The sequence below is a fragment of the Pseudomonas sp. IzPS59 genome, from assembly GCF_014863505.1.
Lineage (GTDB): Bacteria > Pseudomonadota > Gammaproteobacteria > Pseudomonadales > Pseudomonadaceae > Aquipseudomonas > Aquipseudomonas kribbensis.
On record NZ_CP062251.1, the window covers coordinates 3,480,532 to 3,494,990 of the forward strand.

Annotated in this window: 10 protein-coding genes; all 10 read right to left on the reverse strand. The window is 60.8% G+C overall.

Features of this window, described 5'->3' with window-relative positions:
- Window positions 1-34: 34 nt before the first annotated feature.
- On the reverse strand, window positions 35-1,669 hold the full coding sequence (locus IF189_RS15540; RefSeq protein ID WP_225739903.1) for an ABC transporter ATP-binding protein: 1,635 nt from the start codon (window positions 1,667-1,669) through the stop codon (window positions 35-37).
- Between the two features lies 1 nt (window position 1,670).
- A complete protein-coding gene (locus IF189_RS15545) occupies window positions 1,671-2,693 on the reverse strand; it encodes an ABC transporter permease (RefSeq protein WP_192551837.1) in 1,023 nt (340 codons plus the stop codon).
- Window positions 2,693-3,757 carry a microcin C ABC transporter permease YejB gene (locus tag IF189_RS15550; protein WP_134826516.1) on the reverse strand — a complete coding sequence of 355 codons (1,065 nt, stop codon included), beginning with the start codon at window positions 3,755-3,757 and terminating at the stop codon, window positions 2,693-2,695. The genes IF189_RS15545 and IF189_RS15550 overlap by 1 nt, the downstream gene beginning before the upstream one ends.
- The gene (locus tag IF189_RS15555; protein ID WP_192551838.1) at window positions 3,744-5,594 is read right to left on the reverse strand and encodes an extracellular solute-binding protein; all 1,851 of its coding nucleotides are present in this window, start codon (window positions 5,592-5,594) and stop codon (window positions 3,744-3,746) included. The genes IF189_RS15550 and IF189_RS15555 overlap by 14 nt, the downstream gene beginning before the upstream one ends.
- A 114-nt stretch (window positions 5,595-5,708) precedes the next feature.
- On the reverse strand, window positions 5,709-8,363 hold the full coding sequence (locus IF189_RS15560; RefSeq protein ID WP_192551839.1) for a TonB-dependent receptor: 2,655 nt from the start codon (window positions 8,361-8,363) through the stop codon (window positions 5,709-5,711).
- Window positions 8,364-8,479: 116 nt separating this feature from the next.
- Complete coding sequence (locus tag IF189_RS15565; RefSeq protein ID WP_119428384.1) at window positions 8,480-8,983, reverse strand: RES family NAD+ phosphorylase; 504 nt, start codon at window positions 8,981-8,983, stop codon at window positions 8,480-8,482.
- Complete coding sequence (locus IF189_RS15570; protein ID WP_192553587.1) at window positions 8,980-9,471, reverse strand: MbcA/ParS/Xre antitoxin family protein; 492 nt, start codon at window positions 9,469-9,471, stop codon at window positions 8,980-8,982. The genes IF189_RS15565 and IF189_RS15570 overlap by 4 nt, the downstream gene beginning before the upstream one ends.
- A gap of 249 nt (window positions 9,472-9,720) precedes the next feature.
- A complete protein-coding gene (locus tag IF189_RS15575) occupies window positions 9,721-12,642 on the reverse strand; it encodes a TonB-dependent receptor (protein WP_192551840.1) in 2,922 nt (973 codons plus the stop codon).
- A 91-nt stretch (window positions 12,643-12,733) separates the two neighbouring features.
- Window positions 12,734-13,684, reverse strand: a complete 951-nt coding sequence (locus tag IF189_RS15580; RefSeq protein WP_192551841.1) for a FecR domain-containing protein — start codon at window positions 13,682-13,684, stop codon at window positions 12,734-12,736.
- Window positions 13,681-14,187: a sigma-70 family RNA polymerase sigma factor gene (locus tag IF189_RS15585; RefSeq protein ID WP_085710106.1), complete on the reverse strand. Its 507-nt coding sequence runs from the start codon at window positions 14,185-14,187 to the stop codon at window positions 13,681-13,683. The genes IF189_RS15580 and IF189_RS15585 overlap by 4 nt, the downstream gene beginning before the upstream one ends.
- Window positions 14,188-14,459: the final 272 nt, after the last annotated feature.

Sequence of the window (14,459 nt, forward strand, 5' to 3'; positions counted from 1 at the left end):
GTTTACTTCCGTGTAAGGGCTGGGGATGCGGAATTTACCGGATCTGTTCAATCGATGAAAGGCTGCTCTCCGGCACGGCCTGCACCCTCGTGACCGTTGTCACAAACGAAGCGGCCAGCAACTCCCGTGTATAGGGATGCTGCGCCGAACGAAACAATTCGGCCGTTTCCCCACGCTCGACGACCTCGCCGTCCTTCATCACGATCAGGTCGTGAGCCAGTGCTCGCACCACCGCCAGGTCATGGCTGATGAACAGATACGTCAGACCGTGTTCCTCCTGTAACCGGCGCAACAGCGCGACGATCTGTTTCTGTACGGTGCGATCCAGTGCCGAAGTGGGTTCGTCCAGCAGGATCAGATCCGGCTTGAGCACCAGCGCCCGGGCGATGGCGATGCGTTGCCGCTGCCCGCCGGAAAACTCGTGGGGATAGCGATGACGTGTCGCCGGGTCGAGTCCCACGTCCCGCAAGACATCGATCACGACCTGCTCGCGCTCCCGCGCGTTCAAGTCACTGTGAACCTGCAAACCCTCGGCGATGATCTGCTCCACGCACAAGCGCGGACTGAGACTGCCGAACGGGTCCTGAAACACCACTTGCAGGCGCTTGCGCAATGGTCGCAGTTGTTTGCCGCTCAGATGTTCCAGCGCTTCACCCTCGAAGCGGATACTGCCCTCGGCATCGATCAGACGCAGGATCGCCTGCCCGAGGGTGGATTTTCCCGAACCGGATTCACCGACGATTCCCAGGGTCCGGCCACGTTTCAGGCTCAGATCAATGCCATTGACCGCGTGCAGCCAGGACTTGCGGCGCAGCCAGCCACCACCGAGCCGAAAGCGCACATTGAGATTGCGGACTTGCAGCAGATCCTCCGCGTCGACCCTGTGCAGCGCCTCGCCACCGGGTTCGGCATTGAGCAACTCGATGCTGTAGGGATGCTGCGGCGCCCGGAATAACTGCTCGCAAGTCGCTTGCTCGACGATCTCGCCGGCGCGCATCACCGCCACCCGCTGGGCGATGGTGCGCACCAGATTCAAGTCGTGGCTGATGATCAGCAGCGCCATGCCCAGGCGTTGTTGCAGGTCCTTGAGTAACAGCAGGATCTTGCGTTGCACGGTAACGTCGAGGGCAGTGGTCGGCTCATCAGCGATCAATAACTGAGGCTCACACGCCAGTGCCATGGCGATCATCACTCGCTGCCGTTGCCCGCCGGAGAGCTGATGCGGATAAGCCTTCAGACGCTCGTGTGGGCGTTGAATGCCCACAAGTTCCAACAGCTCCAGAATCCGTTCCCGCGCCGCAGCCCCGGCCAGGCCTTTGTGCAGCGCCAGACTTTCGCCAAGTTGGCGCTCTACGGTGTGCAACGGGTTCAGCGAACTCATCGGCTCCTGAAAGATCATCGCGATCCGGTTGCCGCGCAATTGCCGCAGATAACGCTCATGCACGCCAAGCAGCTCTTCGCCCCCATAGCGGATGCTGCCATCGATCCGCGTGATGTTCGGGTCGAGCAGTTGCAGGATGCTGTGGGCCGTCACCGACTTGCCGGAACCGGACTCGCCCACCAGCGCCAGGCATTCACCCGGACGGATGTCGAGGTCGATGCCGTGGACCACTTCCTGGCCTTTGAAGGCAACCCGCAGGTCGCGTATTTCAATCAAATGTTCACGCATATCAAGTCCTCGGGTCGAAGGCATCACGGCAGGCTTCGCCGATGAAGACGAGCAATGAAAGAATCAGCGCGAGCGCAAAGAACGCCGTCAGACCCAGCCAGGGTGCTTGCAGATTGGTCTTGCCCTGGCCGATCAATTCACCCAGCGACGCGCTGCCCGCCGGCATGCCGAAGCCAAGAAAGTCCAGCGCCGACAAGGTTGCAATCGCCCCGGTAAGAATGAACGGCAGGTACGTCAGCGTCGCACTCATGGCGTTGGGCAGGATGTGCCGCACGATCACCTGCGCATCGCCGACACCCAGTGCCCGAGCAGCTTTCACGTATTCCAGACCCCGGCTGCGCAGGAACTCGGCGCGCACCACGTCCACCAGGCTCAGCCAGGAAAAAAGCGCCATGATCCCCAGCAGCCACCAGAAATTCGGCTCGACGAACCCGGACAGAATGATCAGCAGATACAGAACCGGCAGCCCCGACCAGACCTCCAGTAAACGCTGCCCGAGCAGATCGACCCAACCGCCGTAATAGCCTTGCAACGCGCCGGCGGCGATGCCGATAAGCGCACTGGTGGCGGTCAATGCCAAGGCAAACAGCAGCGACACCCGCGTGCCGAAAATCACCCGCGCCAGCACATCCCGGGCCTGATCGTCGGTGCCCAGCCAGTTGTCGCTGGAGGGCGGGCTCGGTGCCGGTTCCGCGAGATCGTAATTGACCGTGTCGAAACCGAACGGGATCGGCGCAAACCACATGCGTCCGCCCTGCCCCTCGATCAGCTCGCGCACCTGGGCGCTGCGATAGTCCGGTTGAAATGGCATCTCGCCGCCGAAATCCTGTTCGGTGTAGCGTTTGAACGCGGGGAAGAACCATTCACCTTGAAACGTCACCAGCAGCGGTTTGTCGTTGGCGACCAGCTCACCGCCCAGGCTCAAGCCGAACAGCGAGAGAAACAGCCACAATGACCACCATCCACGCCGGTGAGCCTTGAACCGCGCCCAGCGGCGCTGCCCGATAGGAGAAAGCGTCAGCATCAGGCAGCCCTCGCCGTAAAGTCGATACGCGGATCGACCAGCGTGTAGCACAGGTCGCCCAGCAGTTTTATCAAGAGTCCGAACAGGGTGAAGATGAACAGCGAACCGAACACCACGGGGTAATCCCGCGATACCGCCGCTTCGTAGCTCAGGCGGCCGAGGCCGTCGAGGGAGAAGATCACCTCGATCAGCAGCGAGCCGCCGAAGAACACCGTCACCAGTGCCTGGGGCAACCCGGCGACCACCAGCAGCATCGCGTTGCGAAACACATGCCCGTACAACACCTGCCGCTCACTCAGCCCCTTGGCCCGGGCCGTGACCACGTACAGCCGCGAGATCTCGTTGAGAAAACTGTTCTTGGTCAGGATCGTCAGCGTCGCGAAACCGCCAATCACCAGCGCGCTGACCGGCAGCACCAGATGCCAGAAGTAATCCAACACCTTGCCCCACAGCGTCAGCTCGGCGAAGTTGTCCGAGACCAGACCCCGCACCGGAAACCAGTCCAGCGCCGTGCCGCCGGCAAACACCACGATCAACAACAGCGCAAACAGAAACCCCGGCATCGCATAACCGATGATGATCGCCGCGCTGCTCCAGACGTCGAACGCCGATCCGTTGTGCACGGCCTTGCGGATGCCCAGCGGGATCGATACCAGATAGGTGATCAACGTCGCCCACAACCCCAGCGACAAGGTCACCGGGAGTTTCTGCCAGATCAGTTCAGTGACCGTCGCGCCTCGGAAGAAACTCTTGCCGAAGTCCAGTTGCGCGTAGCTTTTGAGCATCAGCCACAGGCGCTCGCTGGCGGGTTTGTCGAACCCGTACTGACGCTCGATATCGGCCACCAGTTTCGGATCCAGGCCACGGGTCGCGCGGGACTCGCCGCCAATGGTTTCGACATGGCTTGCACCTACTGCCCCACCGACACCGATGCCCTGCAAACGGGCGATGGCTTGCTCAACCGGGCCACCGGGCGCGGCCTGCACGATCACGAAATTCACCAGCAGAATCGCCAGCAGGGTCGGCACGATCAGCAGCAGACGCCGCAGGCTATAACCCCACATGGGCGAACTCCTTTTGCTGTTTTTGTGCCTGAGTGGCGGTCAACGCCGTGGGACTGATCTCCCACCAGGTGTCGAGGCCGGCGTCATACAGCGGCGCAATCGCCGGCCGGCCAAAACGGTTCCACCACACCGTGGAAATGCCCGGTGGGTAATAGTTGGGAATCCAGTAGTAGCCCCACTGCAGCACCCGATCCAGCGCCCGGGCATGGCGCAAGAGACTTTCACGGCTGTCGGCCTGCACCACGCCTTCGAGCAACGCATCCACCGCCGGATCACGCAGCACCATGTAGTTGTTGGAGCCCGGATCATCGGCTCCGTCGGATCCGAAGTAATTGAACATTTCGCGCCCTGGCGCCTGGCTCACCGGATAGCCGACGACGATCATGTCGTAGTCGCGACTGCGCACGCGGTTGGTGTATTGCGCGGTGTCGACCTGACGGATATCGAAGCCAATGCCGATCTGCGCCAGGTTGCGTTTGAACGGCAGCAGCAGGCGCTCGAAGCCTTTCTGGCCGTTGAGAAAGATAAATTGCAGCGGCTCGCCGGCAGCGTTGACCAGTTGATCGCCCCGGGGTTTCCAGCCGGCGGCCGCCAGCAGTTTCAACGCCTGCAACTGTTGCGCGCGAATGTTGCCGCTACCGTCGGTGCGCGGCGCTTCGAACACCTGGCTGAACACCTCATCGGGGATCTTGCCGCGCCAGGGTTCGAGGATTTTCAGTTCTTCGGCGTCCGGCAACTCAGTGGCCGACAGCGCGCTATGGGAAAAGTAACTGCGCTGGCGCAAGTACATGCTGCGCATCATCTGCCGGTTGCTCCATTCGAAATCCCAGAGCATGGCAATCGCCTGCCGCACTCGCCGATCCTGAAACATCGGCTTCTGCAGGTTGAACACGAAACCCTGGGCACCTTGAGCCGCGCCGGGTGCGAGGTGTTCACGCAACAATTTGCCCTGCTCCAGCGCTGCGCCGGCATAACCGATGGTGTAACTGGTGGCGGAGAATTCGCGGTTGTAATCAAAACCGCCAGCCTTGAGCACTTGTCGCGACACGTCGGTGTCGGCAAAGAATTCCACACTCAACTGATCGAAGTTGTAGAGCCCACGGGCGACCGGCAGATCCTTGCCCCACCAGTCCTTGACCCGTTGAAATTTCACACTGCGACCGGCATCCACTGCGCTCACCCGATAAGGACCGCTGCCGGGCGGAATCTCGAAACCGGCGCCTTCGGCAAAGTCCCGGGTGCGCCACCAGTTCTCTGGTAAAACAGGCAGTACTGCCAGGTCCAGCGGCAAGGTGCGGCTTTCGTTGTTCTTGAAGACGAAGCGTACCTGGGTTGGCGACTCGACCTGCACCTCGGCGACATCGCGAAACTGCTGCCGGTACTTCAGGCTGCCCTGAGTGGTGAACAGCTCGAAGGTGTAGCGCACGTCCTCGGCGGTGATCGGCGTACCGTCTTCAAAACGCGCTTGCGGATTGAGATAGAAACGTACCCAGCGTCGATCCGCATCCAGCTCCATCCGCTGCGCCACCAGACCGTAGACGCTGTAGGGCTCATCCTTGCTGCGATAAGCCAGCGGTGCATAAAGCCAGCCGTCGATTTCGGCGACGCCGGTGCCTTTGTCGATGTAGGGAATCAGGTGATCGAACGGACCGCTTTCCAGCGAAGAACGCCGCAGGCTACCGCCCTTGGGTGCATCGGGATTGGCGTAGGCCAGGTGTTGGAAATCCGCAGCGTACTTCGGCGCTTCGCCGTAAACCGTGAGGGCGTGTCGAGGCTGCGCAAATATCGCCGGGCTCAGCAGAAGACATAAGCCCAGCAAAGTGAGTCTGGAAAACATGGGCAGATCCTTTAACCCTGTGCCTGCCTGATTGTGTTGTGCAACAGGCGGGCACTTTTTATAGGGCCGGTTTTAGAACGATGGGTTACTAAAACCGACCATGTCTGGTCATTCTCAGAACTTGTAGTTGAGCCGCGTGTACAGCGTGCGCCCGAACGGGTCGCCGTATTTCGGGTCGTAGCCGCTCTGAAAGGTGTAGGTCTGGTTACTGAATGGCGGCTCGCGATCGAACAGGTTTTTTACCCCCAGCGTCACCGCCAGGGTCTTGCGCCAAGTGTAGGTGCCGGCCACGTCCCAGACGTTGTAGGAGCCAACGTAGTCGTGGGTCTCGCGGTCCGAGTCGTGATAACCGCTGGTGTAGCGGTTGGTCAGGCTCGCGCCGAACGGGCCGTAGTTCCAGCTGCCGGTCAGGCTGTGGCGCCAGCGGGCCACCGCACCGGCCGACGCGAAGTCACCCCCGCGAAAATCTCCGAGCTTGTCGATGAAATCGCCCTTGAGCTGCTGCTGATACTCGTAACGGCTGACGTAGGTGCCTTGCAGGCCGATGCCGAAATCACCGTATGGCGTGCTCGGCAGGTGATAGTCGAAGCTCACGTCGACGCCGTTGGTCTTGATCTTCCCCAGGTTGGCCAGGCCGGTGACGACGTGATCGATGGAGCCGTCAGGCTTGCGGATCAAGCGTTCCGGATACAGTTCCGGGTTCTCGAACACCGCCGACTCTGGGAACTCGGCGATCTGGTTGGCGATGCTGATCCACCAGAAATCCAGCCCGGTGGTCAGGCGATCGAACGGCTGATAAACGAAACCGACGGTGACGTTGCGCGCGGTTTCCGGGCTCAGGTCCGTGTTGCCGCCCGTGGTCCGGTTGAACTGCTGGGCACAGTCGCGGTTGGCAATGCCGCCGTTGCTCGGATTGCCACCGGCACACAGGCGCGGGTCGTTGTAGTTGGCGTTGGTGAAGGTGGTGAAGTTCGGGTTATAGAGTTCATACAGCGATGGTGCGCGGAAACCTTCGCTATACGCGCCGCGCACTACCAGTTCCTTGAACGGCTGAAAACGGAACGAGTATTTCGGGTTGGTCGTGCTGCCGAAATCGCTGTATTTGTCATGCCGCACGGCAGCGGACAACTCCAGGCTGTCGAGCACCGGGACATTGACCTCGGCATATTGCGCCGAGACGCTGCGATCCCCTGACACGCTGCCGTTGGGGTCCACGCCGAGGCTCTGCACATCACCGGCAAACGCGGCGAAGTCCTGATGAAAGTCTTCCTTGCGGTACTCGCCACCCAGCGCCAGCGCCGAAGGACCGGCGCCAAACCAGTCACCGATCTCGCGACTGACACGGCCGTCAATCGCCTTCACCCGGCCCACGGCAGTTGCGTAATCACCGTCCACCGCGTTGGCCGCCAGTAATGCCGAACCGGCAGCTGTCTGCGGCCCGAACGGATTGATCACGCCATTGGCGATCCCCTGGCTGACGGCGCGGTCGTTCACGTAACCACTGCGGATCGTGTTGACCACTTTGTTCTGGTTGTACGAAGCGCCAAGGTTGTAATCCCACCCAACCAGCGTGCCGTCGAAACTCAGCAGCAGGCGCTGACCGGTGTTGTCGTCCTCGTGACGGCGGGCGCCGACCGCCGTTTCGCGCCAGTTCACGTCCACCGGTTGCGTTGAATCAAGGGCAAAACCGCTCGGCCCGGGGGTGATGCCGTTGCCAGGATAAAACGCCGTACCAGGATTGACCTGATTGCCCATCAGGGTGCCGGGGCCGATCTGGGTGCGGTTTTCATTGCGTGCCCAGAAGTATTCGAGGCTGACGTTGTGATCGTCCGACAGCTTGCCGGTGGCTTTGGCGAAAGCCGAGGTCTTTTCGGTTTCCGGCACCAGGTCCAGGTAATTCCACAGGCTCTGGCGGCAGATTCCGTTGCGTGACAGCAGCCCCGGCGCGTTGCAACCGGACCCCGACAACGGGTTGGTAGCGTTGCTGCCCTGGCTCCAGTTGGCCGGTGATGCCGTGCCGGAGGTGTAATCGAGCCCGCGCCCCGGCTGGTAGTTGTAGGTGTAACCGCGATCTTCAGCGGCCAGCCGTTGCTGCTTGTCGTAACTCACGACGCCGAAAACGTTGAAGCGATCGTCCTGCAAATCACCGAATCCCCAGCTGCCGCTGAAGTTACGGCTTTCACCGCCGCCGGAGTGCGTCGGCGTGTCGTAACTCGTACTGATCTGACCTTCGGTGAGGCTGGTCTTGGTGATGAAGTTGATCACCCCGCCAATCGCATCGGTGCCATACAGCGCCGAAGCCCCATCGCGCAGCACTTCGACCCGGTCGATGGCGGCGAACGGAATGGTATTGAGGTCCACGCCGGAGCCATTGATGGCGTTGGTCGCGTTGTTGCTCAAGCGGCGGCCGTTAAGCAGTACCAGGGTCTTGTTCGGTCCGATACCACGCAGGTCGGCATAAGACGCCCCGCCACTGCTCGAGCCCACCGAACGCCCGGAACCTACGGACGACTGGTTGGCAGAGATGCGGTTGACCAGCTCTTCAGTCGTCGTCACACCCTGCTTCTGCAATTCTTCCACCCGAAGGATGGTCACCGGCACGGCGGTTTCGGCATCGACCCGGCGGATCGCGGTGCCGGTCACTTCGACCCGTTGCAGTTGAGTGGTCGGTTCTGTGGCACTGCTGTTGGCGGCAATCGCCGGCAATGTGTTGATCGCCAGCAGCAAGGCCAGGCTCAACGGGGATCTAACGGGTGAAAATCGAATCATGAACAGCCATCCCTGCGTTTTGGTTTATGCAGGGATGTGCGATGACCAACAGGGATTTATAGGGCGCGGTTTAGACCGTTGGGTGATGAGGTTATGCAAATCGATAAGCCCACTCATCAACTCAAAACCATCTCCTTGAGCAAACGGGTATCCAGCCCGAACCGCTCCTGCGAGACCATCCTGAACTGCCCCTCCGCCAAATCGCAGCTCACCAGCAAGTTCCACGAATGCCGGGTTGCCGCCGAGGGAATCAGTACAAACGGGTGCTCGGCCAGCAACGCGTCGGCAAACAATTGCTGATTGGGTGAAGGCTGTGCAGGGCTCAGCCAGTAAGGGTTCGGTACCTCTTCGGGCTGCACGATTTTTACCTTCGCATTGTTGATGACCTCGAAACACGTCAAAACATAAGGCTCGCGGTCCAGAGCATCGAAACTATGGTTGGCTGCCACCTCCAGAATGGCCGACGACGGATCGACGGATGCATACACGACGCGTCGTCCGGGAATGTTCCATCGACCTCCTCTCATCTTTGACCCCATCCCGCTATCCCACGTTCTTCCATAAACCTCGCGATCAAGCCGCCATGCATACCAATGTTTGTCCCACGGCAAGGGGTTCATGGGTAAACCCCGTAGATCAGCTGCACCAGATACTGCTCCACCATCTGAAAACCCAATGGATGCAGGGTCAATTCCAGCGGCACATGGCCGTGAAAATAGGTAGAGGGTTTCTGCATCCAGTCCTCCGCCCGTGGTTGCCCCCCGAAGGCCCGAATGGCCAATTCCAGCACCAGAGCAAATTGGTAGGTGATGACGCTCTGCTGTGGGTCAAGCCGTATCGGTTCATCTTCCTTCAGCAGTCGCCGGATCGTTCTGACCGACTTGCCAGTGATGAGTTTGACCACGTCACCTTGCTGGTAAAGCTCGGAGGTTGAAAGCATGTCGACGACGTCGTTCAACTCAAAGCCTTCATTCGTAAGGTGAACGATCATCATGGCGTCATCACCGATGTTCCGGCCATGTACGAGCAATTCGACAGGTTTGCCCGCGACCTTCTTCAAACCCGTCAACCGGGGTACCTTTGCACTGGGCAATGCGACGTCCTCCATGGGGCATCTGGCACGATCAGCGCGCCATTGATGGCAGGTGGAATAAGCAGGCGCTTCGTATTCGAGGTGTGCAGTACGCATGATCCATCCATTATCAGAGGCCTGAACGTCCAGGCCGTTTACGACTTCAATGTCACAGCCGATGCTATAGATCACGCTTCCGACGACCAACCTGAAAAAGTCGTCGGAAATATCCCCGCTTTCACGCAAAACCCGCTTGTTTCCGTAGGACGTTCCCGAAGCAGATGCTTAACCTCCGAAGTGATAACTCACATCCAGCCACCACTGCCGCCCATACGGGTCGTAGTTGCCGGTCGGGTAATACGGCCAACCTGCCGAGTCGTCATGTTTGACCTGATTGAGCAGGTTGTTGACGGTCAGCCCGACACTCGCCCGGTCGTTCAAGCGATAGCGCGCACTGGCGTTGAACACCGTCCACGGTGACAGGCGGCCATCGCCCGCGCCGTTGGTGACGGAGCCATAACGGATGCCCATCAGGGTCGCCGTGGCCTTCTGATAATCCCAGGTCAGGCTGGCGTTGACCTTGCTGCGCCAGTCGTAGTTGCTGCGCGAAGTGCGCAAGTCCTGGGTCGGAGCTTCGTCGGATTCCTTGTAAAAATGCGATAGCACCAGGGTGTAGCCCAGTGCCGAACTGAACACTCCGTACTGCCCGGCGCCCCAGCGAATGTTGCTCTTGAAGTCCAGACCGCTGACCCGCTCGCTGGCGGCGTTGATCGCATTGACCCGCACCCGCTGCAACTGATTGGGATCGATGGCGGCATTGCCGGGATTACGATCGACGCGTGCCAGGGTCGACTGGCAGTTGGCCGAGTTGATGTCCTGAGTGCCGTTGCGGCATTCGTTTTCTTCCTGCAACAGGCGGTTTTCGTCGACGGTGGTCAGCAGGTCGTCGATTTCCACCCGCCAGAAATCGGTGGAGAAATCGAAATTGCGCGACGGCGACCAGACAAACCCGTACGTCCAGGATTTTCCGCGTTCGGATGCCAGATCCGCTGTGCCGCTCTGGGTGTAGTCGACCCGCCCGCGATCACAGGCGCCCTCCACACCCTGGCTGCAGCCGTAGTAGTCGATCTGCGCCGGGTAGTAGCCGTTGCTGTCGGACTGGTAGATGTAATTCAGATCCGGCGCGCGAAAACTGGTGCCGTAACTGCCGCGCAGCAACAGGCTGGTGATCGGCCGCCACTCCAGGCCGAGGTTGTAGGTTTTCTGCTGCTCGGTGCGTCCGCTGAACTTGTATTGGTCCCAGCGCCCCGCCGCTGTCGCCAGCACAGTGTCAGTGACCGGAATACTGAACTCGCCACCCGCCGCATAGCGCTTGCGCGAACCGCCTGAGCTTTGCGCCGGTGTCACGCCATAAAAACTGCCATCGTTGAGGCTGTCGTCCGGGTCGATGCGGTATTCCTGTTTGCCCGCTTCCAGTACGCCGGCAAATCCGACCGGGCCGGCTGGCAGGTCAAACAGATCGCCATTGACCGAGGCGTTGTAACTGGTGGACACCGACTTGCTGCTCTGGGTCAGGTTGCCGCGAAACTGCTCCCATTCTTGCGGCGTCAACGGCCGGTCGAGACGCGAGGCGTCTGGGGAAAATACCGGGTAGCCGCCGCGTGTGCCGAGCTGCGGGCCCAAATAGAAATCCTGGATCGACGACAGCGGCGTATAGCGTGTGGTGCGCACGCTTTTGTATTCCGAGCGATTGGCCGCCAGATCATAGTGCCAGCCGGTGTCGGCGATTTTGTCCGAAAGCCCCAGGGTGCCAGTCCATGAGGTGTCGCGCCACTTGCTGTTGTTGCTGGTACGCCCGCCGATTTCCTCTTCACCGAAACGCCGATACCAACGCTCCAGATTGCCGCTGTTCTGGTTGATGAAGTCCGGCGATGTGAAGGTCGGGCCACGGGTGTTGTTCTGGATGTGGTCGAGGCCATACATCAAGTCGGCGAACACCTGACCGCTGTCGCTGAAATGCCAGGTGCCACGGGTGTAGCCGTCGTAGTTTTCCTTTTGCGTCTGGATCGTCCAGTAATCGTTGTACATCTGGTCGGTGCGGCAGCGCCCGCCATTGTTGAACAGCTTGTTGTCGAACGTGCCTTGATAAGCACCGCAGCCCGGCCCCAGATAACGGTTATTGCTCAGGTCGCGACGGTAACCGACATCCGCCAGCGGCCCGCTCTGCATGAAGCCCCGGTCATCGGCCCAGATCGGATCGCGATTGGTCAGTTCAAGCCCGAACAGGCCGTCGAAGTCACCCCAACTGCCGCCGCCGCTGATCTGCAAGCGCTGGTTGTCACCGCCACCGCGCTCGCTGGTGCCGCCCTTGAGGTTGACGTCGACGCCATTCATCTTGTCCTTGAGGATGATGTTCACCACCCCGGCAATCGCATCCGAACCGTAGATCGCCGAGGCGCCGCTGCTGAGGATTTCGATGCGGTCGATGATTGCCGAGGGAATGTTCGCCAGGTTGGTGAAGTTGACCTTGCCGTCGTACGGCGTCGGGTAATCGGCAACCCGCCGGCCATTGATCAGCACCAGTGTGTGATTGGGACCCAGGCCGCGCAGGTTGAGGGCGCTGGCGGCCGGCTGCCAGGTGTTGCCGTAGTCTTCGCCTTGGGTCATGCCGGTGTTTTGCGTTTGCGTGGCGAGGGCGTCATAGACGTTCTTGTAGCCCCGCGCTTCCATTTCTTCGTGGGTGATGACATTGACTGGTGTCGCCCCATCGGACTGGGCGCGGGCGATGCGCGAGCCGGTGACCGTGACCTTTTCCATACGGTAATCGGCGCTGCTGGCGGGCACCACGGCGGCAGCCTTGACCGGTGCGGCGCTTGGCGCGTCGGCCTGGCGAATGCTCAGGCCTTGAGTACCCTGCTCCACTTGCAGGCCGCTGCCGAGCAACGCCTTCTCCACCGCCTGCCGGCCACCCAACGCACCCCGTACCGCGCTGCTGCGCTTGCCCTGCACCAGATTCTGGCTGAAGGAAATCGGCACGCCGGTCTGGCGCGAGATATCCAGCAGTACCTCGTCGAGCGCTCCCGGGGCGATATCGAAAGTGAACACCTGAGTGGCGGCGTCTTGCGCCAGAACGGCCGAAGGCACGATGCCCATCGCCAGCGCAGCGGCCAGCGTCAGGCGGGTTGATTGTTGTTTGAATGAGAACATCGAGGGGCTTCCCTGTTGAAGGCGTCTGCAGGGAATGAGCAGCGGGCCGGCGCTTTTTATAGGGGGGCGGATAGACCGGGAAGTTATGGTTTTATAACCGCGCTTCGATGGTCACCCAATACGGGTTGTGCCAGGTCACGCGAATCGGCAGCGAGCGTTCGAGCAACTGCAAGGTGCGGTCGCTGTCGTCCAGCGGATAGAGACCGCTGAGGCGCAGACCCGCAACTTCCGGGCTGAGGTGCAGAATCCCGCGACGATAGCTGCGCAGGCTGTCGATGACTTCGCTCAAGGGGCGGTCGCGCACTTCGAGTCGCCCTTGTACCCAGGCGCTTTCCTGTCCTTTGCTGCGTTCCAGAGCGAGGATTTCCCGTTCGTTGAACAACAGGCTTTCGCCCGTCTCCACCACTTGCCGCGCGCCGCCGGCAGTGACCACTTCGACCTGCGAATGCAGCATCACCAGCCGCGTCGAATCCTCAGCGCGCTGCACCAGGAATTTCGTACCGAGGGCGCGCATCCGTCCGTGTCCGGTCTCGACCACAAACGGCCGGGCCGGATTTTTCGCCACATCAACCAGCAGTTCACCGCTGCGCAGGGCCAGTAGACGCTCTGCGCTGTCGAATCGCGGCACCACGCGGCTGCGGGCGTTCAGCATCAAGGTACTGCCATCCTCCAGCGTGAATTCGCGTCGCTCGCCTGTTCCGGTCGACAACTCGCCGGCCTCGGGCAACCAGCCATAACGTCGCCCGAGCAACCCGGCCAGCACCGCGACGCCGAGCACGCTCAGGCTGCCGCTGATGAATCGACGACGGCTGCTGGAAGGCGCATTCAGGCTGTGCAGCACACTCTCACGGGGCAGCCCGCGCAGGTTCGCATGGCGCAACAGGCTCAGCCCGCCGCCCATTTGTTCGATGATCTGCTGATGCCGTGGATCCGCCGCACGCCAGGCGTCGAAGGCCGCGCGCTCTTGCAGGCTGACATCCCCCGATTGCAACAACGCCATCCATTGCGCTGCCTCATCGATCAGCGTTTCGTCCGGCCTCATGCCTGCATCGCCTGATAGCAACGTTTGAAGGCTTCGACCATGTACTGCTGCACCCGACTGGTGGACACGCCCAGGCGTTCGCCGATTTCGCTGTAGGTCAGGCCATCGAGCTGATGGTAGAGAAACGCAGCCTTGGCCTTCGCTGACAAGCCGTTGAGCAAGCGATCCACCGCCAGCAGCGCTTCGATCACCAGTTCCCGTTCCTCGGGCGATGGATGCACCGGCTCCGGCGCCAGCGCCAGGCTTTGCAGATAGGCACGCTCCAGATCCTGCCGGCGCCAGCCTTCGTAGACCAGACGCCGGGCAATTGTGGTCAGCAGTGCGCGAGGTTCGCGAATGGCCAGCGGATCGGGCAATGCCAGCACCCGCAAAAAGGTTTCCGAAGCAATGTCCTGTGCGCTGTGCGGGCAGCCGAGGGTACGGCTGACTGCGGCGCATAACCATCGGTAGTCCTTTTGGAACATTTGCCCGATGAGCTGGTAATGCGGGTTGTGACTCCCCATGCCTTACTCCCTGAAAACGGGCTCCACCCGCTGCGAAAATCCATGGATACGCCGGGATCGGCCGGCGTTGATCAGGGCTGCGACTGTGCAATAGCGTCGCGGACATTTGAAGTAATAAAAAATCAGGATATGCAAACCATTGAGCATAAGACGCTTTGTCGCCACGGCAACATTGGCTGACACAACGTTGATCTCGATCAGTGGCGCCCGCCGCGCCTCTCTCTAACCTTGCGCCTCCATCGATAGCCACGGACGGCTCACCGGGAGCCTGC